At 68.5% G+C, this 20,040-nt stretch carries 18 protein-coding genes and 1 riboswitch; of the genes, 16 read left to right on the plus strand and 2 right to left on the minus strand.

From position 1 onward, the window contains the following. Positions 1 to 171: 171 nt before the first annotated feature. Entirely contained in the window at positions 172 to 1,245 is a 1,074-nt protein-coding gene (locus tag QYS60_RS06610; RefSeq protein ID WP_371382797.1) for an alkene reductase, read from the minus strand. A gap of 1,775 nt (positions 1,246 to 3,020) precedes the next feature. Beyond that, positions 3,021 to 3,599 carry a hypothetical protein gene (locus QYS60_RS06615; protein ID WP_371382717.1) on the minus strand — a complete coding sequence of 193 codons (579 nt, stop codon included), beginning with the start codon at positions 3,597 to 3,599 and terminating at the stop codon, positions 3,021 to 3,023. Positions 3,600 to 3,751: 152 nt separating this feature from the next. Here QYS60_RS06615 and QYS60_RS06620 point away from each other — a divergent pair, with 152 nt between their 5' ends. The 16 genes from QYS60_RS06620 (at position 3,752) to QYS60_RS06695 (ending at position 19,845) form a co-directional block, all read left to right on the plus strand. After that, the gene (locus QYS60_RS06620; protein WP_371382718.1) at positions 3,752 to 4,735 is read left to right on the plus strand and encodes a GlxA family transcriptional regulator; all 984 of its coding nucleotides are present in this window, start codon (positions 3,752 to 3,754) and stop codon (positions 4,733 to 4,735) included. Between the two features lie 155 nt (positions 4,736 to 4,890). After that, entirely contained in the window at positions 4,891 to 6,465 is a 1,575-nt protein-coding gene (locus QYS60_RS06625) for an FMN-binding glutamate synthase family protein (protein ID WP_371382719.1), read from the plus strand. A gap of 101 nt (positions 6,466 to 6,566) precedes the next feature. Next, complete coding sequence (locus QYS60_RS06630; protein WP_371382720.1) at positions 6,567 to 6,737, plus strand: hypothetical protein; 171 nt, start codon at positions 6,567 to 6,569, stop codon at positions 6,735 to 6,737. Between the two features lie 10 nt (positions 6,738 to 6,747). Continuing rightward, positions 6,748 to 6,840, plus strand: coding sequence for an Ms4533A family Cys-rich leader peptide (locus QYS60_RS06635; protein ID WP_312026504.1), 93 nt, complete (start codon positions 6,748 to 6,750; stop codon positions 6,838 to 6,840). 211 nt (positions 6,841 to 7,051) lie between these two features. After that, on the plus strand, positions 7,052 to 8,083 hold the full coding sequence (locus tag QYS60_RS06640) for a sulfate ABC transporter substrate-binding protein (protein WP_371382721.1): 1,032 nt from the start codon (positions 7,052 to 7,054) through the stop codon (positions 8,081 to 8,083). A gap of 37 nt (positions 8,084 to 8,120) precedes the next feature. Further along, complete coding sequence (cysT, locus tag QYS60_RS06645; protein WP_371382798.1) at positions 8,121 to 8,972, plus strand: sulfate ABC transporter permease subunit CysT; 852 nt, start codon at positions 8,121 to 8,123, stop codon at positions 8,970 to 8,972. After that, entirely contained in the window at positions 8,969 to 9,775 is an 807-nt protein-coding gene (gene cysW, locus QYS60_RS06650) for a sulfate ABC transporter permease subunit CysW (RefSeq protein ID WP_010594194.1), read from the plus strand. The genes cysT and cysW overlap by 4 nt, the downstream gene beginning before the upstream one ends. Next, positions 9,772 to 10,779, plus strand: coding sequence for a sulfate/molybdate ABC transporter ATP-binding protein (locus QYS60_RS06655; protein WP_140189043.1), 1,008 nt, complete (start codon positions 9,772 to 9,774; stop codon positions 10,777 to 10,779). Before cysW ends, QYS60_RS06655 begins: the two co-directional genes overlap by 4 nt. A 279-nt stretch (positions 10,780 to 11,058) precedes the next feature. Then, positions 11,059 to 12,030 (plus strand): amino acid ABC transporter permease, encoded by a 972-nt coding sequence (locus tag QYS60_RS06660; protein ID WP_119700191.1) that lies wholly within the window; start codon positions 11,059 to 11,061, stop codon positions 12,028 to 12,030. Continuing rightward, positions 12,027 to 12,809 carry an amino acid ABC transporter ATP-binding protein gene (locus tag QYS60_RS06665; protein WP_059174738.1) on the plus strand — a complete coding sequence of 261 codons (783 nt, stop codon included), beginning with the start codon at positions 12,027 to 12,029 and terminating at the stop codon, positions 12,807 to 12,809. Before QYS60_RS06660 ends, QYS60_RS06665 begins: the two co-directional genes overlap by 4 nt. A 17-nt stretch (positions 12,810 to 12,826) precedes the next feature. Beyond that, the gene (locus QYS60_RS06670; protein WP_119700192.1) at positions 12,827 to 13,801 is read left to right on the plus strand and encodes an ABC transporter substrate-binding protein; all 975 of its coding nucleotides are present in this window, start codon (positions 12,827 to 12,829) and stop codon (positions 13,799 to 13,801) included. 28 nt (positions 13,802 to 13,829) lie between these two features. Then, complete coding sequence (locus QYS60_RS06675; protein WP_140189046.1) at positions 13,830 to 14,960, plus strand: FAD-dependent oxidoreductase; 1,131 nt, start codon at positions 13,830 to 13,832, stop codon at positions 14,958 to 14,960. Next, complete coding sequence (locus tag QYS60_RS06680; RefSeq protein WP_371382722.1) at positions 14,957 to 15,460, plus strand: GNAT family N-acetyltransferase; 504 nt, start codon at positions 14,957 to 14,959, stop codon at positions 15,458 to 15,460. Before QYS60_RS06675 ends, QYS60_RS06680 begins: the two co-directional genes overlap by 4 nt. 351 nt (positions 15,461 to 15,811) lie before the next feature. Next, positions 15,812 to 17,056, plus strand: coding sequence for an LLM class flavin-dependent oxidoreductase (locus tag QYS60_RS06685; protein ID WP_371382723.1), 1,245 nt, complete (start codon positions 15,812 to 15,814; stop codon positions 17,054 to 17,056). After that, entirely contained in the window at positions 17,053 to 18,411 is a 1,359-nt protein-coding gene (locus QYS60_RS06690) for an NtaA/DmoA family FMN-dependent monooxygenase (protein WP_371382724.1), read from the plus strand. The genes QYS60_RS06685 and QYS60_RS06690 overlap by 4 nt, the downstream gene beginning before the upstream one ends. Before the next feature lie 12 nt (positions 18,412 to 18,423). Continuing rightward, positions 18,424 to 19,845: an MFS transporter gene (locus QYS60_RS06695; RefSeq protein WP_289378356.1), complete on the plus strand. Its 1,422-nt coding sequence runs from the start codon at positions 18,424 to 18,426 to the stop codon at positions 19,843 to 19,845. 45 nt (positions 19,846 to 19,890) lie between these two features. Next, a riboswitch (SAM riboswitch) is annotated at positions 19,891 to 19,985 on the plus strand. Positions 19,986 to 20,040 lie beyond the last annotated feature (55 nt).

Raw genomic sequence — 20,040 nt, forward strand, 5'->3', positions numbered from 1 at the left:
CCGGGGCGGGGCCCATTCGCCGCTACCGCAACGTACATATCCTGGCAGCGAGTCGAGAGGGTCGGACTCGTCGAGAAAGTCACATGGGCGCTGCAGCCACAGACTGCCCCTGAAACGACATGGTGGCCGGTCCGAATCGATCCGGACCGGCCACCATCCTGGTTCTTCCGGCTACCCGACGGCTGTCGGCGACCACTCCGGATAGTCGATGTAGCCCTTGTCTCCGCCCGAGTAGAAGGTGTCGAGATCAGGCTCGGCGAGCTCGAGGTTGTCGCGGAGGCGACGCACGAGGTCGGGGTTGGAGATGAAGTAGCGGCCGAAAGCGATCAGATCGGCGCCGCGTGCGAGCCATCGATCTGCGTCCGCCTTGTCGACGAACGTCGAGCTACCGACCTGAGCGGGATTGACGATCAGGGGGCCGGTCCACAGCTCCCGTAGCTTGTCGTTGAGCTCATCAGACGCCGTCTCGAGGATATGCAGGTACGCCAGTCCGAGAGGGTTGAGGGCTTCGACCAGAGTCGTGTACAGGCCGGCAGGATCGCTCTCGTTCATGTCGTGGAACTTCCCGCCGGGCGAGAACCGGATGCCGACCCGGCCGGCGCCGATCGCTTCGCTGACCGCTGTCGCGACCTCGACTGCGAACCGGGCTCGGTTCTCGTGCGAGCCACCGTACCGGTCGGTGCGCTGGTTGCTGTTGTCCGAGAGGAATTGCTGGATCAAGTAGCCATTGGCGCCGTGGATCTCCACACCGTCGAAGCCCGCGGCGACAGCTCGCTCGGCCGCATCGACGAAGACCTGGACCTGCTCCTGGATCTGCTGGACGGTCATCTCGATCGGCGTCACGAACGCGAGTCGGCCGCCCGAATTGAAGATCGTGCCCCGCGCTGCAATCGGTGACGCACCCAGCGGCTGCATTCCGTTGATCTCGGGATGGCCGACCCGGCCACCGTGCATGAGCTGTGCGAAGATCCGTCCGCCTGCATCGCGGACCGCCTGGGTGATCGGGCGCCAGGCGGTCTCCTGTGCGTCGTTATAGAGTCCGGGGATGTTGGGCTCGGACTGTCCCTGCTTGGACGGCGAGATGCCCTCGCTGACAATCAACCCCGCGGATGCACGCTGCGCGTAGTAGCGTGCGGCGCTTGGCGACGGCAGTCCGGTCTCGGATGCGCGTACGCGCGTCATCGGCGCCATGACAACCCGGTTCTGCAGCTCGATCGAGCCCAGCTTGATGGTGTCGAACAACATGCGTGACAACTCCTTTGTGACAGATAGGGTCTTGCAGGCGTCAGTTGACTGATCCTCGACATGAGGGCCGTACAGCGGCCCACGGTCTGCAGGACAGCGGGACCCGGCGTTCGCCGTGTCGATGCCTGTCAACGAGCTACAGGACTTCGTGTGGCGTTGGTGGGACGAGACGGATTCAGGAACCGAAAGCTCCTTGTGCCGTTGTCTTTCCCGACCACTGGTGAGGCCGTCTCGATGGGTTCCTTGTCAGGAATGCCGAGCTGCGCGCCCTACTCGCAGTCCCTTACGGAATAAAACGTACGTACGCTTGTAAGTATTAGGCGTCCGTCTCGGCTGTGTCAACCCTCACACCAATCGGTGGGTGGATCCGTGGCCGCAATCCCGACGGGATTGCATCCCCAGTGGCGCTGCCGCCGGAGCATTTCGTATCAGCCATATCCGGACAGAGAGTTACTCGATAACATTGCGCGAGAAAGATTCCTGCGCCACTTTCGGTCGGCACACATCGGTTTCCACCCGAGGCCCTCTTGTACCGAGGCTCGCCATGGTCTACATTACGATCAACAAACGATCGTTTGTACGTTACGAACCGTGTTCACGCTGAGATGCTCCGAAGAGGTTTGAATCATGGTCGAGATCGGACGTGATCACCGTCATCGGACAGGAAGTGGCGTCCTTGTCGGCGCCCGGCGTGCGAGATGTGCCGAAGAGGACGGTCGTCGTTGCCGGAGGGCACCGCTCGTCGGGAGGACATCCGACATCCTTCGTTCCGATCGTCGCGGCACGGTGCATTCCGGATCCCGGAGCGCTCTACCGACGCTCCAGACACTGCATGCTCTAACAGTCGCCGACGCTGGGCAACGGTCAGCCCCTGGAGCCGAGCAATGCGGGGCGAATCACCGCGACGAGTTGCTCGACGCCATGCCCCGGGGACACGCTGCTTTTCCCGGGTGGGAGCGTCCCTGTGACACGAACAAGCCAGTGACTTCGATCGGCCTACCGCTCAGGTACCGTCATGGCCGGACTCCATAGTTCAACAACAGGTTTGAGGGATGATTGTGCGCCATGATCGCTGCACGGGGGCACGCCATCCGTTCGTCGGCGACCGCGAGCGCCCGCCCGGCACAATCGGCGAGCACGCCGCAAACCGAGACCGGGCAGGCACGCCCAGACCCGCCACGATCGCGAGAACGATCATCGCCTCCACCTGTTGGGCACGCGCGCAATCGCGTCCGCGATCGCCATTTCGCCGGTTTCGACCAGAGCGAGAATCTTCGGATTCGCGATCGCAAGTACAACTCCCGCGCTCGAGCTCGTCGAACGATCTTGGGCTGTGCGGCCGTCATCCACCCAGCAAGGCGGACTTCTTCCCGGGCTGCGGCCGGGCACACCACTTCGGGGCGGCCGGATGGACCGACACGACTCCCAGCGCCAGTTTCAGAACACCGACCCGCCGGGTGGGCTCAGCCGGCGTGACCACAGTCGCCACCGAGAGCACCGCGGCGCCTACCACGACCTGGCCGGTGAATCAGCTGCCGACGGAGGCATACGACTCCGGCACGCAGTCTTCTGCGGACCCAGCGAAACGAGTGCCGCTCGAACTTGCAGGCGGCAATCCCGTTCCAGGGCGGGCGCCCGTCCACGGTCGACCGACGGTGATCGAGCTGGATCTACGGCTCGGTGAGTTCGGCTGTGGATCTCGTTTGCGCCGCCGCAGGCTGACGTCGATCGCGACGAGGGTGGAGCAGTTGCACAGTGACCTCACAGCCGGTGGCTCACACGAGGACCAGCGCGACGGCAACCGCGAAATCGAGGACGGCACAGAACTCGGCGAACGACCGGTCCACCGTGCTGCGCAACCGATGGTGGACGAGATCCCACACGCCGTGCAGGAACCATCCCGCCGCGACGAGGTACCGGGCGAGATCCGGATCGACCGCGAGCGCCACCAGGCCGAGCACCCCGAACGCGGCCATGCCGGCCACCTGGACGAGGAACCGGCGATCGCGCAGCCGTCCGCGCACCGCACCCACGACGACCACGACCGCTGCCGCGGCGCCGATCAGCACCGTCGACGGCACGACATCCAGCGCCCGCAGCACGAACCACGCCGCGTACGAGACCGGGAACACCACCCACACCGCACGCGGACGGCCCAGCACGGCCGTCACGAGATACAGGAACGGCAGCAGCATCATCATCTCGGTGAGCACGTCGACGCTCGCTTCGGCGGGCGTGCCGAACAGCGCGAACGCCAGCGCCGCGATCGTCGGCCAGCGCTGCAGGAGCAGGGCCGGACCAGCTGAAGGCCGCGAGGCGAGGTTGGCCGAGTCCACGACCGTCGTCGTATCCATGAGGTCTCCCGGGAGCAGTGGGGGCGGATGCCTCCACGATCGGCGGCCGCACCCGGCCGGGCGAGGCCCGACGTCGGACACGTCCGGAAATTTGGGATCCCTGTCCGCCGGACACGCCGCGGTCGGCCCGGGCCGGGGTTACGGTCGACGGTGTGGACGAACGACTCGTGGTGGTCGTCGGCTACGACGGGGCGGAACTGCTCGACATCGCCTGCGTGACGACGACGTTCGCGGCGGCGAACCGGTTCGGTGCCGCCCCGCCGTACCGGGTCGAGCTGGCCACCCCCGGCGGGGCCGCGATCACCTGCGACACCGGGCTGGTGGTGGCCGGGCAACGACGGCTCGAACGGCTCGTCGGAGCACTCGACACCCTCGTGATCTCCGGCGGCTTCGGGCACGTCGACGTGGCCGACGACGCCCGGTTCGTCGGCCACGTGCGCCGCCTGGCGCGGGACAGCCGCCGGGTGGCGTCCGTGTGCACGGGCGCCTCCGTCCTCGCGGCCACCGGCCTGCTGGACGGCCGCCGCGCCACCACCCACTGGGCGTTCGCCGCCCACCTCGCCGCGCGCTACCCGCAGGTGCAGGTGGATCCGACACCGATCTTCGTGCGCGACGGCCACGTCGCGACCGCCGCCGGGGTGACCAGCGCCCTGGACCTCACCCTCGCGTTCGTCGAGGAGGACCACGGCCCCGACCTCGCCCGCCACGTCTCCCGCGCCCTCGTCACCTACCTGCAGCGGCCGGGCAACCAGGCCCAGATGAGCCTGTTCACCACGGTGCCCGAACCGGAGGACCGCGGCATGCGGCGCCTCGTCGACCACATCACCACCCATCTCGGCGGCGATCTGTCGGCCGCGGCCCTCGCCGCGCGGGCCGGGATGAGCGAACGGCATCTCACCCGGGTGTTCCTGCACCACGTGCACGACACCCCGGGCCGCTACGTCCGCCGGGTCCGGCTCGAGGCCGCCGCGGTCCTGCTCACCACCACGTCGCTGCCCGTCACGGCGATCGCGGCGCGCTGCGGATTCGGCACCACCGAGACGCTGCGGCAGGCGTTCACCCGGCGCTACGGGGCGTCACCGGCGGCGTTCCGCGCCGGTCACTCGCGCACCGCCGCCCCCCGCACCCGCGGCTGAACGGGTCTCAGGACAGATATTCGGGGTCCGGGGAGGTCTTGCGCGTCCGATCCGAGGGTGCCCCAATGCGCGCCTGCCGGGCACTCGTCGCTATGCCCGCGAAGCCGGATTCCCGAAGGTCGGCAGGCCTCGCGGCAGCGTCGTACGGTGGCCTCATGAAGTGGTCGAAAGCCCTCGGACTCCCCGCCGCGGCGATGGCCGCGGTCGCCTCGTACGACCTGCTGCAGCGACGTCACGCGCTGCTGCGCAACTTCCCCGTCGTCGGGCACGGCCGCTACCTGCTCGAAGCGGTCGGTCCCGAGTTGCGGCAGTACATCACCACCGGGAACGACGAGGAGCGTCCCTTCACGCGCGATCAGCGCCGCTGGGTGTACACGTCGTCGAAGCTCCTGAACAACACCTTCGGTTTCGGCACCGACAACGACGTCGAATACACCGACGGTTACACGATCATCAAGCACCGCACGTTCTCCGAGACCCCGCCGTCGGCGGCCCCGCATGCCGGGGAGGAGCTGCAGATCCCGTCGGCGAAGATCCTCGGCGGACCCCGCGGGCGGGCGAAGGCGTTCCGGCCGCAGTCGATCGTCAACGTCTCGGCGATGAGCTTCGGATCGCTGAGCGGAGCCGCCGTCACGGCCCTCAACCGCGGTGCCGCCGCCAGCGGGTGCCTGCACAACACCGGTGAGGGCGGACTGTCGCGCTACCACCGCAACGGCGCGGATCTGATCTTCCAGATCGGCACCGCCTACTTCGGTTGCCGCGACGAGGAGGGCCGGTTCGACCTGGCCCGGTTGAAGGCCGTCGTCGAATCGGCGCCGGTGCGGGCGATCGAGATCAAACTGAGCCAGGGCGCCAAGCCGGGCCTCGGCGGCCTGCTGCCCGGAGCGAAAGTGACGCCCGAGATCGCCGAGATCCGCGGTATCCCCGAGGGCCGCGACTGTGTCAGCCCGTCGCGGCACGCCACGTTCCACGACGTCGACAGCATGCTCGACTGGATCGAGCTGCTCGCTCACGAGACCGGGCTGCCGGTCGGCATCAAGTCGGCGGTCGGCGACATGGCGTTCTGGCAGAACCTCGTCGACGCGATGTGCAACTCGGACCGCGGTGTCGACTTCGTGACGATCGACGGCGGCGAGGGCGGCACGGGTGCGGCGCCGCTCGTGTTCACCGACGCGGTCTCGCTGCCCTTCCGCAGCGGCTTCGCCCGGGTCTACAAGCTGTTCGCGGAGGCCGGTCTCAGCGACGACGTGACGTTCATCGGTGCCGGCAAGCTCGGACTGCCCGACAATGCGGTGGTGGCGATGGCCCTGGGCTGCGACATGGTCAACGTTGCGCGGGAGCCGATGCTCGCGATCGGCTGCATCCAGGCCCAGAAGTGCCACACCGACCGGTGCCCGACGGGCGTCGCCACCCAGAACCCTTGGCTCGAACGGGGTCTCGACGTCGACTTGAAGTCGGTGCGCGCCGCAAACTACATCCGGGCGCTGCGCCGGGACGTGTTCAAGCTGGCCGAGGCGTGCGGCGTCGCGCATCCCGGTCTGATCACCCCGACCGACGTCGAGGTGGCGGACGGCAACCGGCGCGCGATCACCCTCGCGGAAATGTACGGCTACCAGCCCGGCTGGGGTCTGCCCGGCGCGGCGGACCGGGAGGAGATCACGCGGCTGATGCTCGGGGTCGCCGCGGCCGAGGGCGGCGAGGGCTCCCCGGGGGCGCGGACGACGCCCTGACACCGGCACTGTCCAGAATCCGGACAGTTCGGAGCGCCGACCCCACTTCACGCTGGAGCACGACCACTCGCGACCCCACCGAACCCGCCGGGAGGCAGATCGTGATCGACAAGATGTACGCCACCGTGCTCACCGTCGGCGGTGTCGTGTTCGCCGGCTGCCTCCTCCTCGGCGAGGCCGTGGACGCGGTGGGCGGCGGGAGCAGCGGTCGCGTCATCGGACTGCGCGCGCTTCCGGACGACACAGTCGGACAGGCCGAGCGTCTCTGCTAGAGTCTGCCGCGTGTCCGCTACCGCCGTGCCTCGCGTCCGCCATGAACTGGCGCTGATCGCTGTCGGCGTGCGCGCGGTCGCCGACGTCGACTGTCGTCGCTGACTCCCGTCACCAACCCTTGCGGCATCGTTGCCGCCCCCCGGTTGCCGAGGAGTCGCGTCGCCCCGTCCGGCGTGACATTCGTCGGCCCGACTCGTTCGGGTCCACGTCTCCACCACCTTCGTCCGTCCTGCGGTGCGTCTCCTCGAACCGGTGTGTCCGGGTCCTCCCCCGGTCTCGCACAGAGACACTCCTGCAGGAAAGGCATCACCTCATGAAGAGACGTTCGGGTCTGTTCGTCACCGCCCTCGCCGCCCTCGGCGCGACCGTGCTGACCGCGTGCTCCGGCGGATCCAGCGACACCGTGGGCGGAGGTGAGAGCAGCGGCGACGGCTCCGGCGGCACGATCAACCTGTACGCGTACGCCGTGCCGAAGCCCGGATTCGACAAGCTGATCCCCGCCTTCCAGGCCACCGAGGAGGGTGCGGACGTCGAGTTCCAGCAGTCCTACGGCGCCTCCGGCGATCAGTCCCGGAAGGTCAAGGACGGCGCCGAGGCGGACTTCGTCAACTTCTCCGTCGAGCCGGACATCACCCGTCTCGTCGACGCCGGGCTCGTCGAGGCCGATTGGAACTCCGGTCCGTACAACGGAATTCCCTTCGGTTCGGTGGTGACGATCGTGGTGCGCGAGGGCAACCCCAAGAACATCACCGACTGGGACGACCTGCTGCAGCCCGGCCTCGAGGTCGTCACGCCCAACTCGTTCAGTTCCGGCTCGGCCAAGTGGAACCTGCTCGCCCCCTACGCGGCGAAGAGCGACGGCGGCGCGAACCCGCAGGCGGGTCTGGACTACGTCACCACACTCGTGAACGAGCACGTCAAGATCCAGCCCAAGTCCGGTCGCGAGGCCACCGAGGCGTTCCTGCAGGGCTCCGGCGACGTGCTGCTCAGCTACGAGAACGAGGCGCTGTTCATCGAGCGCAACGGCGACCCGGTCGAGCACGTCACCCCGCCCACGACCTTCAAGATCGAGAATCCGGCTGCGGTGCTCACGAATTCGAAGAACGCCGAGAAGGCACGGGCGTTCGCGGACTTCCTCTACACCCCGCAGGCGCAGCGTCTGTGGGCGGAGGCGGGCTTCCGGCCCGTCGACCCTGCGGTGGCGGAGGAGTTCGCGGCCGACTTCCCGCAGCCGGCGAAGCTGTGGACGATCGCGGACCTGGGCGGCTGGAAGGCTGTCGACGAGCAGTTGTTCAAGGCCGAGACCGGCTCGATCGCCGTGATCTACGACAACGCCACGAAGTAGAGCCCGGACAGTGAGTATCACCGACAGCGTCACCGGGGTGGGACCGAGTCCGGCTCCCGCCCCGGCGGCGCGCCGCCGCACTCCGCTGCGCGCAGCCACCGGTACGGTCGGACCGCTCGGCATCGGAGTGTCCGTGCTGTGGCTGTCCGTCATCGTTCTGTTGCCGCTCGCGGCGCTGACCGCGGAGGCGTTCGCCGACGGGCTGAGTGGCTTCTGGAACGCAGTCACCGCCCCGGCCGCGCTGGCGACGCTGCGGATCACCGTGGTCGTCTCCGCGATCGTCGCGGTCGTCAACGTGGTCATGGGCACCCTCATCGCGTGGGTACTGGTGCGCGACGAGTTCCCGGGAAAGAAGTTCGTCAATGCCCTGATCGACCTGCCCTTCGCGCTGCCCACCATCGTGGCGAGCATCGTGCTGCTGGCGCTGTACGGGCCGGAGAGCCCGATCGGTATCCATCTCAACGCCTCCCAGCCGGGGCTCGTCGTCGCGCTGGCATTCGTGACGCTGCCGTTCGTGGTGCGTTCGGTGCAGCCGGTGCTCCTCGAAGCGGACCGGGAGGTGGAAGAGGCCGCGGCGTCCCTCGGCGCGAACAACCTGACCGTCTTCCGGTCCGTGGTACTGCCCGCGCTGACCCCGGCTGTCGTCAGCGGTGCCGGGCTCGCGTTCGCCCGCGCCCTCGGCGAATACGGATCGATCGTGCTCATCGGCGGCAACATCCCGTACGAGACCCAGGTGGCGTCGCAGTACATCCAGCAGCAGATCGAGATCGACCGCCCGGTGAACGCTGCCGCGGTGTCCGTGGCACTGCTGCTCATCGCCTTCGTCGTGCTGTTCGTGCTGCGCCTGGCAGCCGGACGCCGCCTGCGCCGGGAGGATGAGGACCGATGAAGGTCTCCCCGTGGACGCGAATCTCGCTGCGGACAATCGCACTCGGCTACCTGTTGGTCCTGTTGCTCGTTCCGATCGGGGTGATCCTCTACCGCACATTCGAGAACGGCGTGGGTGCGTTCCTCCAGTCGATCAGCACGCCCGCGGCGATCTCGGCGTTGAACCTGTCGCTGCTGATCGTCGCCATCGTGGTGCCCGTCAACGTCGTGTTCGGTGTCGTCGTCGCACTTGCACTCGTACGCGGCCGATTCCGCGGTCGCGGGCTGCTGCAAGCCGTGGTGGACCTGCCGTTCGCCGTCTCACCGATCGTCGTCGGTGTCGCCCTGATCATGCTGTGGGGTGCCGGCGGGTGGTTCGGAGGTGTCGAATCCCTCGGATTCAAGGTAATATTCGGGCTACCCGGCATGGTGATCGCGACGATCTTCGTCACCTTGCCGTTCGTCGTGCGCGAGGTCGAACCGGTGCTCCACGAGATCGGCCAGGAACAGGAGCAGGCCGCTGCGACACTCGGCGCGAACGGCTGGCAGACGTTCCGGCGCATCACCCTGCCCTCGATCCGGTGGGGCCTGACGTACGGCGTGGTCCTCACTGTCGCCCGCGCGCTCGGCGAGTTCGGGGCCGTCATCATGGTCTCGTCCGGCTTCCCCGGTGTGTCCCAGACCCTGACGTTGCTGGTGCACTCCCGCTACATCGACGACCACAACACCTTCGGCGCCTACTGCGCCGCGACCCTGCTCATGGCCATCGCCGTGATCGTGCTGCTGCTGATGACCCTGCTCGACCGCAAGAGGAGTACCAGATGATCACCGTCACGGGCGCACGAAAGAACTACGGCGACTTCGCGGCCCTCGACGACGTCGACATCGAGATCCCGTCCGGATCGCTCACCGCGCTGCTCGGACCCTCCGGCTCGGGTAAGTCGACGCTGCTGCGGTCCATCGCCGGACTGGAAACCCTCGATGACGGCATCGTGCGCATCGGCGGCGACGACGTGACCGGCGTGACCCCGCAGAAGCGGGACATCGGTTTCGTCTTCCAGCACTACGCGGCGTTCAAGCACATGACCGTCCGCGAGAACGTCGCGTTCGGATTGAAGATCCGTAAGCGGCCCAAGACCGAAATCAGCCGTCGCGTCGACGAACTGCTCGGCATCGTCGGGCTCGACGGGTTCCAGCAACGCTATCCGGCACAGCTGTCCGGCGGCCAGCGCCAGCGCATGGCCCTGGCCCGCGCCCTCGCCGTCGATCCCAAGGTGCTGCTGCTCGACGAACCGTTCGGCGCACTCGACGCCAAGGTGCGCGCCGACCTGCGCACGTGGCTGCGGCGCTTGCACGACGAGGTGCACGTGACCACCGTGCTGGTCACCCATGATCAGGAGGAAGCGCTCGACGTCGCCGACCGGATCGCCGTGATGAACCGGGGCCGCATCGAGCAGGTCGGAACCCCGCAGGACCTGTACGACCGGCCCGCGAACGATTTCGTGATGTCGTTCCTGGGCAATGTCTCCAAGCTGAACGGAAAGCTGGTGCGGCCGCACGACATCCGTCTCGGCCGCGAATTCGATTCGGCCCGGGACGCGGGCGCCACCGGGTCCGTGGGTGTCACCCGCGCGACGGTGGAGCGGGTCGTGCACCTCGGGTTCGAGGTCCGCGTCGAGCTGCGCAACGCCGCAACCGGTGAGGACTTCACCGCGCAGGTCACCCGCGGTGACGCACGCGCTCTCGGTCTCGCACCCGGCGAGACCGTCTATGCACGCGCGACCGAGGAACCGGCGCTGCCTGAGACGACGCGGGTGCCGATCGGCTAGCCCCACGCCCGCGCACCGCTGCTGCACACGACCGAATGTCACACGGGTTCGAGTAGATCGAACCCGTGTGACATTCGGCCATTCAGGGGTGCAGTATCCCCGCGGACTGCTCAGGCCCGGAGCCGGGTTCGAATCAACCGGATCGGAATCCGTGACGAGCAGGACCCCGCCGGGCGAGAGTGGTGTCCACGCGTCCCGCCCTCCCGGTGTGCACGCCGATCACTCACCCGAGATCCGTGAAAGGTACTACCCGATGAACGCTTTCCCCGGTGGGTCGGCGTGAGCGCGCCGACCGGGATCCGTCCTGCGCCGGCGAGCACCGCGGAGCCCGACGACGCAGGGTTGATCGTCGCCCCCGCCCGCCACCCGCTGCGCTGGCTGGTCGCCGCCCTCGCCCTCGTCCTGGTGGCGCAGTTCGTGCACGGCCTGGCTACCAACCCGGGCTGGGACTGGGCGACGTTCGCTCGGTACTTCACCGCACAGTCCGTGCTCTCGGCCCTGGTGGTGACCATCGAACTCACCGTGTGGGGAACGGTTCTCGGATTCGGGCTCGGCGTGCTGCTCGCCGTCGGCAGGCTGTCGAGGAATCCCGTCCTGCAGGTGATCTCCTGGGTGTACATCTGGGCATTCCGATCCATCCCGCTCATCGTGCAGCTGCTGTTCTGGTTCAATATCGCGTACCTGTACCGAACGCTGTCGCTGGGTGTCCCGTTCGGACCGTCGTTCTTCGAGTTCGAGGTCACCGGCGTGATCTCCGGCTTCACCGCCGCGGTGATCGGCCTGGCCCTGCATCAGGCCGCCTACTCGGCGGAGATCATCCGCGCCGGCGTCATCTCCGTGGACCACGGCCAGATCGAAGCGTCGCAGGCCCTGGGCATCCCTCGTCGCCGGCAGTTCTTCAAGATTATTCTGCCGCAGGCCATGCGATCGATTCTGCCCAACGCCGCCAACGAGGTCATCAGCCTGTTCAAGGGCACCTCGATCGTCTCCACGATGGCGATCGCCGAGCTGTTCTACCAGGTGCAGGTCGTCTTCGGCCGCAACGGCCGGGTCGTGCCCCTGCTCATGGTGGCCACCGTCTGGTACATCGTGCTCACCACCGCATTGTCGATCGTCCAGTACTACGTGGAGCGGCACTACGCGCGCGGCTCGTCCCGCGCCCTCCCGCTCACCCCCTGGCAGAAGACCGTCGGCAAGTTCCGCGAGATCCGTGACTCGGGTATTGCCGCACCCCGGGGAGCCACCCGATGACCACGCCGGTCGACCCCACCACGTATGCCGTCGACGTCCGGGGCGTGCACAAGTCGTTCGGATCGCTCGAGGTCCTGAGGGGTGTGGACCTGAAAGTCCGCAAGGGCGAGGTCACGGTGATCCTCGGCCCCTCCGGCTCCGGCAAGTCCACCCTGCTGCGCACCCTCAACCACCTCGAGAAGGTCGACCGCGGCACGGTCCGTATCGACGGCGAACTCGTCGGCTACCGCCGCCGGGGCAACAAGCTGCACGAGTTGCGCGAGAAGGACATCCTCCGTCAACGGTCACGCATCGGATTCGTGTTCCAGAACTTCAACCTCTTCCCGCACCTGACCGTGCTCGAGAACGTGGTCGAGGCGCCGATCTCCGCGCAGCGCCGCGACCGCACCGAGGTCGAGACGCTCGCCCGGGAACTGCTCGACCGGGTCGGTGTCGGCGACAAGATCCACGACTACCCCAAACAGCTGTCCGGTGGGCAGCAGCAGCGCGTCGCCATCGCCCGCGCACTCGCGCTGCGCCCGGCCGTGATCCTGTTCGACGAGCCGACCTCCGCGCTCGACCCCGAACTGGTCGGCGAGGTGCTCGAGGTGATCCGCGACCTGGCCCGCGACGGCGCGACCCTCGTGATCGTCACCCACGAGATCGGCTTCGCGCGTGAGGTTGCCGACACCGTCGTGTTCATGGACGGCGGCGTCGTCGTCGAACAGGGGCCGCCCGCGCAGGTTCTCGACCGACCCACCCAGGAACGCACCCGCGCCTTCCTGTCCAAAGTCCTCTGAAGTCCTCCCGAAAGGCAATGATGTCCGCGTTCACCCGACGCACGAGGCTGGTCGCCTCGGCCCTGACCGCCGTCGCCCTGCTGTCGGTCGCCGCCTGCAGCTCCGGCAGCGGCACCGACGAGCCCGACGCGGCCACCTCTTCCGGCTACAACCTCACCGCCGACCAGAACCGCATCACCACCGACTCCGTACCCGAAATCGCCGCCAAGGTCCCGCAGCCCATCCGCGACCGCGGCACCCTCATCGTCACAGGGTCCGCCGGCACCGCACCCCCGCTGCGGTTCTATGCCGACGACGACAAGACCATCATCGGGTCCGAGACCGACTTCGCACATCTCCTCGGCGACGTTCTCGACCTCGACGTCGAGCTCACCGCCGCGGACTGGGCACAGAACTTCGTGCGCGTCGACTCCGGTGAAGCGGACGTGTTCATCTCCAATGTCACCGTCACGGAGGAACGCAAGGAGAAGTACGACTTCTCCACCTACCGTCTCGACAACCTCGCCTTCGAGGTGAAGAAGGACAGCGGGATCGAGGTGAAGGATCCGAAGGATGTCGCGGGTCTGAAAGTCGGCGTGAGCTCCGGCACCAACCAGGAGGCGCTCCTCGTCGAGTGGAACGAGCAGAACGTCGCCGCGGGCCTCGAGCCCACCGAAATCCTCTACTTCCAGAACGCCACCGACTACTACCTCGCGCTCGGCTCCGGCCGCATCGACGCCTACTTCGGGCCCAATCCGTCCGCGTCGTTCCACGTCATCCAGGCCGGGGAGACCGAGATCGCCGGCACGTTCTCCGGCGCGGGTGCGGACCTGCAGGGCGAGATCGCGGTCCTGACCAAGAAGGACAACGGCCTGATCGAGGCGATCAACGCGGCACTCAACCACGTCATCGAGAACGGCACCTACCAGCAGGTGCTCGACCGATGGGGTATCGCGAACGAGGCTGTCGCGACCTCGGTGATCAATCCTCCGGGCCTGCCGAAGAAGCAGTAGCCGGACGACAGCCAGGGGAGGGACAGCAATGAGTCAGGTGGAGCTCCGGGCCGACATCGTGATCGTCGGGGGCGGCGTCATCGGGTCGGCGGCGGCGTGGCGCCTGGCCGCCCGCGGGAAGGTGGTGATCCTGCTCGAACAGTTCGAGCCGGGTCACCGTCGCGGCGCCTCGCACGGCAGTTCCCGCATCTACCGGCAAGCCTACGACGGCGAGTTCTACACGGCCCTCGCCGGCCGTGCCCTGCCGCTCTGGCGGCACCTGCAGGACACCACGGGCACGGAGGTACTGACCCTCACCGGCGCGGTCGACCACGGACTGCCCGCCGTCGTCGAGGCACGTGCCCGGTCGCTGGCCGCCCTCGGCGTCCGGCACGAGGTCCTCGAGCCGCGTGCCGCGGAACGTCGTTGGCCCGGAATACGGTTCGACACAACCGTCGTGCATCATCCCGAGGCGGGACGGCTGCACGCCGACCGCGCGGTCGCCGCGTTCCAGGATGCCGCGGCGCAGGCCGGGGCCGACGTGCGGCACGGGACCGTGGTCGAAAGCCTGCACAGTCACGGAAACGGCGTCGACGTGGTCACCCCGGACGCGGTGGTGCGCGCCCGGCACGTCGTCGTGGCGGCCGGCGCGTGGTCGCACCGGTTGCTCACCCGGGCTTCGGATCCGGCGCCCCTCCTCCCGGCGATGCGCACCACGCAGGAGCAGCCCGCACACTTCGTTCCCGTCACAGGGCCCGACTGGCCGAGCTTCGTGCATCACCCCGGCGCGTTGCTCACGACAGCCGGCATCTACGGGCTGGGCGCCGAGGACGGCATCAAGATCGGCGAGCACGGCACCGGACCCGAAGTGACGCCCGAGACAAGAACCTTCCGGGCCGACCCCGCCGGCGTCGCGCGGCTCGCCGCCTACGCTGCCCGGTGGCTGCCCGGCGTCGACCCGGGCAGCGCCGTGGCCGACACCTGCCTGTACACCAGCACACCCGACAGCAATTTCGTCGTGGACCGCATCGGCGCCGTCGTCGTAGCCGCAGGCTTCTCCGGGCACGGCTTCAAGTTCGCCCCCGCGATCGGCGAGCTGATCGCAGGTCTCGTCGAGGGCACGACCGTCGCACCGGAGCCGTTCCGGTTCGGCACCCGCGAGGCGGTGACCGCGCGATGACCACCGCCCGCCACATCCAGGTCTGCACCGTGCGGCAGGACGACCCGCTGGCCGCCCCGCTGCTCGCCGAACTCGCCGTCGAATACAGCACCCGCTACGAACGTCCGCTCGACGAGCAGATCCATACCCTCACCACCCACCCGGCCGACGAGTTCGCCGGACCCGACGGCACGTTGCTGGTGCTCGTCGAGGACGGCGAACCTGTCGCCGGAGGCGCGTTCCGGCGCTACGACGCGACCACCGCTGAGCTCAAGCGCATTTGGACGTCGAAAAAGCACCGGCGGCGCGGACTCGGCAGACTCGTGCTGGAGAAACTCGAGGCCGAGGCGGCCCGGAGGGGGTACGCCCGCATCTACCTGACCACCGGGTGGCGTCAACCCGAGGCAGTCGCGCTGTACCTGGCCGCGGGATACACCGCCCTGTTCGATCCCGGCCGACCGGCCGAGGAGATCGGGCCGCACCCCTTCGAAAAGATGCTGATCCGGTTGCGGACGGGCTGAACCGCGCCGAGCGGCTCGAGGCAGTGCACGAATCGGACGTCCACAGCCGTCGCGACGGGTGTGGACGTCCGATTCTCGTGCGGTTGGCTGCGGCGCGGTCTCCTCCGCCGCAAGTCTTTTCGTTCACGGTGAGTGCAACGGTTCAGGAACCGGGGCCGTGCGTCCTATCCTCGGCGGGAACCATCAAGAGCGACCGAGAAACCCTGATCGGCCGCGGCTCGGTCCCCGGCCCGAAATCCTCCCACCAGACCCGGCAGCATCGCGAGCCCGCGGTGCTGCCGGTGCGCCCCGCGGCCGGACACCCGTGTGACGCCACCGATCCCCGCCGCACACCGACCAGGAGTCTCGCCGATGACCTCGACAACACCCGTCCACCTCGCCGTCGCTCTCGACGGCGCCGGCTGGCATCCCGCCGCCTGGCGTGAAGAGAATTCCCGTCCCGACGAATTGAGCTCGTCCGCATACTGGACCGATCTCGTCACCACGGCAGAGCGTGGACTGCTGGACTTCGTCACGATCGAGGATTCCCTTGCCGTACCGTCGAACCCGTACACGAGCGAGGACCCCGACGCGGTGGACCGGGTACGGGTCCGGCTCGATGCGCACCTGATCGCCGCGCGGGTTGCACCGTCGACCCGGCACATCGGGCTGATCCCGACGATCACCACCACGCACACCGAACCGTTCCACGTGTCCAAGGCGCTGGCCACCCTCGACTACACATCGCACGGCCGCGCCGGCTGGCAGGTCAAGGTGTCCTCCTCCGCGCAGGAGGCCGCACACTTCGGCCGGCGCGACATCCCCGGACTCGACAAGCGCGACCGGCAGGCGCTCGCCGAGAATCGCCTGCCCGAGTTCGTCCACGACCTGTTCGACGAGGCCGCCGACGCCGTCGAGGTCGTTCGGCGGCTGTGGGACAGCTGGGAGGACGATGCGGAGCTCCGCGACGTGAGGACGCGACGGTTCATCGACCGCGACAAGCTGCACTACATCGACTTCGAAGGCCGGTTCTTCCACGTTCGGGGGCCGTCGATCACACCCCGACCGCCGCAGGGACAGCCGGTGGTCGCACTGCTGGCCCACCGCGACCTTCCGTACGAACTGGCTTCGCGGCAGGCAGATCTGGTGTTCGTCACCCCGTCGGACACCCGCCGTGTGCGTGACCTCGTCGACGAGGTCACGGCGGCGGGCGTGCGGGTCGGGCGGGTCGGTGAACCGCTGCGGGTGTATGCGGACCTCGTGGTGTTCCTCGACACTCCGCGCGAGAGCGGAGCCGAGCGGCTCCGGCGTCTCGACGCACTCGCGGGCAGCGCCTTCGACTCGCATGCACTCGTGTTCACCGGGTCGGCGGCCGAACTCGCCGACCGGATCGGTGAGTGGCGTCGACAGGGTATCGACGGCTTCCGGCTCCGACCCGGGGTGGCAGTCGACGATCTCGACGTCATCGTCGACGTGCTCGTCCCGATCCTGCAACAGCGCGAGTTGTTCCGCTCCGAATACCCCGGCACGTCCCTGCGCGGACTTCTGGATCTGCCGACCGACGTTCCCAACCGCTACGCCGTCACCACGGCCGGAACCGAAGGACACGACCGATGAGCACACGCAAGCAGGTCATCCTCGGGGCCTACCTCGGCGGTGTCAATCACCACACCGCATGGTGGGATCCCCGGGCAGGCAGCCAGATCGAGTTCTCGACCTTCGAGCACACCGCCCGTACCGCCGAGCGCGGCAGGTTCGACTTCTTCTTCCTTGCCGAGGGCCTCGTGCTGCGCGAGCGTGCGGGCCGGATTTTCGATCAGGACATCATCGGCCGGCCCGACACCTTCACGGTCCTAGCGTCGCTGGCCGCCGTCACGGACCACCTCGGCCTGGCCGCCACCATAAACGCGACGTTCAACGAGCCGTACGAGCTGGCTCGGCAGATCGCCTCTCTCGATCACCTCTCCGGCGGCCGGGCCGCGTGGAACGTGGTCACCTCCTTCGATGCCTTCACCGGGCGCAACTTCCGCCGCGGCGGCTTCCTGGATCGCTCCCAACGGTACGAGCGCGCGGAGGAGAACCTGACGCTCATCCGTCAGCTCTGGGATTCGTGGCGTAGTGACGACATCGTCGCCGACAAGGCCGGCGGCCGGTTCCTGCGTCGACCCGATGCCGGCACCTTCGCATACCACGGCAACCACTTCGACGTCCACGGCAGGTTCACGGTTCCGCGCAGCCCCCAGGGACGCCCGGTGATCCTCCAGGCCGGGGTGTCCCCGCAGGGCCGGGACTTCGCTGCCGCGAACGCCGATGCCATCTTCTCCCCGTACGGGAAACTGCCCGAGGCCACGGATTTCTACCGAGATGTCAAGGCCCGGGCGATCGCTGCCGGCCGCTCCGCCGACGACATCAAGATCCTGCCGTCGGCGAGCTTCGTGATCGGGGACACCGAGGCCGAGGCCGTCGAGAAGTACCACGAGATCCGTAACCAGCAGGTCACCGGGCAGACCGCACTGATCCTGCTCGAGCAGATCTGGAATCGGGATCTGTCCGAATTCGATCCGGAGGGCCCGCTGCCGGACATCGATCCCGACCTCGACGCCGAGCCGATCATCCAGGGACGGGCCTTCGTCCACCAGGACCGGTTCGAGACCGTCGCACGGCTCCGCGCGATCGCGGAGGAGAAGAAGCTGACCCTGCGAGAGGTCGTGATCGACCAGTTCGAGCGCGGACCGCTCGTCGGTACCGCGGCACGGATCGCCGAGCAGATCGACGCCTTCGTGCAGAACGACGGCTCGGACGGGTTCATCCTCGGATCGCACCTCGTGCCCTGGGGACTCGACGCCTTCGTCGACGAGGTGGTGCCCCTGCTGCAGGACCGTGGTGTCCTCCGCGCCGAGTACACCGGAACCACGCTGCGGCACAACCTCGGGCTGCGGGTACCGGCCGATCCGGTGTCGGTCGGCGGTTAGCCCCCCTCCCGCGTGACACTCACCGATCGGGCGCAGACGCCCCGGCAGACGACGTCGGTGGTGCCGGTCTGTGCGGCCGCCGGCTTCACCACCCTGCTCGATTCGTCGGTGCTGAACATCGGCCTCCCCGCCCTGCGGACCGGTCTCGACGCGGGCGTTTCGCAGGTGCAGTGGATCCTGGCCGCATACTCGCTCAGCTTCGGTCTTGCGCTGGTCCCGGCGGGCCGGCTCGGCGATGTGGCCGGCCGGCGGCGGCTGTTCCTCGCGGGCATGACCCTCTTCGCGGTCATGGGAGTGTGCGGAGCTGTCGCGTCCGACCCCTGGACGGTCGTCGCCGCACGGGCCGGTCAGGGGGTCGGGGCCGGCCTGATCAGCGCGCAGGTGCTCGGGATCCTGGCCGAGAACTACACCGGCCCGGCGCGCGCTCGGGCCCTGGCCGCCTACAGCACCGCCGGGGGCCTCGCCGGGCTGTGCGGTCCGCTCGTCGGGGGGCTGGTGCTCGGCGCTGCGCCCGGGGAGTACGGATGGCGCGTTCTGCTGATTCTCAACGTGCCGTGCGCACTCGTCACACTCGTGCTGGCTGCCCGCCGCCTGCCACCCGATCGGGGACGACCGTCGGCCCGCAGCGGGGTCGATGCCGGGGGCCTCGCACTCCTCGCGGCGGCCACGACGCTGGTGATGCTGCCCGTGGTCTCCGATCCGGGTCCGGTGGGTGCGGTGTTCGCCGTCGGGGGAGCGGCGGTGTCACTCGCCACCTTCCTGTGGTGGGAACGCCGTGTCGCCGCGCGCGGCGGCAGGCCCGTGCTGCTTCCCGAACTGACCGGATCCGGCGGATACGTCCTAGGCACCTTGGTCGCACTGTTCTGGTTCGGTGCGGTGCTGTCCCTGAACACCGTCGTGAGCCTGTATCTCATCGAGGGGCGCGGCTATGCCGCTGTCCAGGCGGCCGCCGTGCTGTCCGTCGCCGCCGCCGCGATGGCCGTCGCCTCGGCCGTGGGGTGGCGGGTCGTCGCGCGATACGGCCGGGTGACGGTCGTCGTGGTGGTGGCAGCCGAGATCGCCGTCGTCGGTGGCTACGCCGCCGCTGTGCAGCACGAGGCCACGATGCCGGTGTTCGTGGTGCTGGCCGCTCTGTCGGGCCTCTCGGGTGGATTCGTGGATGCACCCAACCGGGCGCTGACACTCGAGTCGTCACCGGAGGGCGGTCACGGTGTCGCGGCCGGGTTCCTGCAGCTGTCACAACGGTTGTCCGCGACGGTCGCCCTCGCCGCGGTGTCCGGCCTGTATCTGTCGGCGCTGGCGACGGACGGGGACGACTTCGCCGGTGCCGCGTCGGCCGGCCTCGCGGTGTGCGCTGCCCTGCTCTCGGTGTCGCTGCTCTGTGCGCTCGCCGACCGGCGCCGTCGTGCCGGCGCCGGGTTTCGATCACGGTGAGCGAAAGGGTTCTCCGAACTCGTTCGCAACGCGTACGGTCACCGGGAACCATCCAGAGCGACCGAGAGACCCGGCTCGACGACGTCGCAGCAACCCCCTGCCGCCGCAGGTGAGGGTGCTACCGCCGGGAACGATGGAGGAGAAGGCATGGCAGGCGAGGGGTTCGTGGGCGCGTGGGCGCGCCTGCACGTCGAC

The organism is Rhodococcus sp. GXMU-t2271, assembly GCF_041414735.1.
GTDB classification, from domain to species: domain Bacteria; phylum Actinomycetota; class Actinomycetes; order Mycobacteriales; family Mycobacteriaceae; genus Rhodococcus; species Rhodococcus indonesiensis.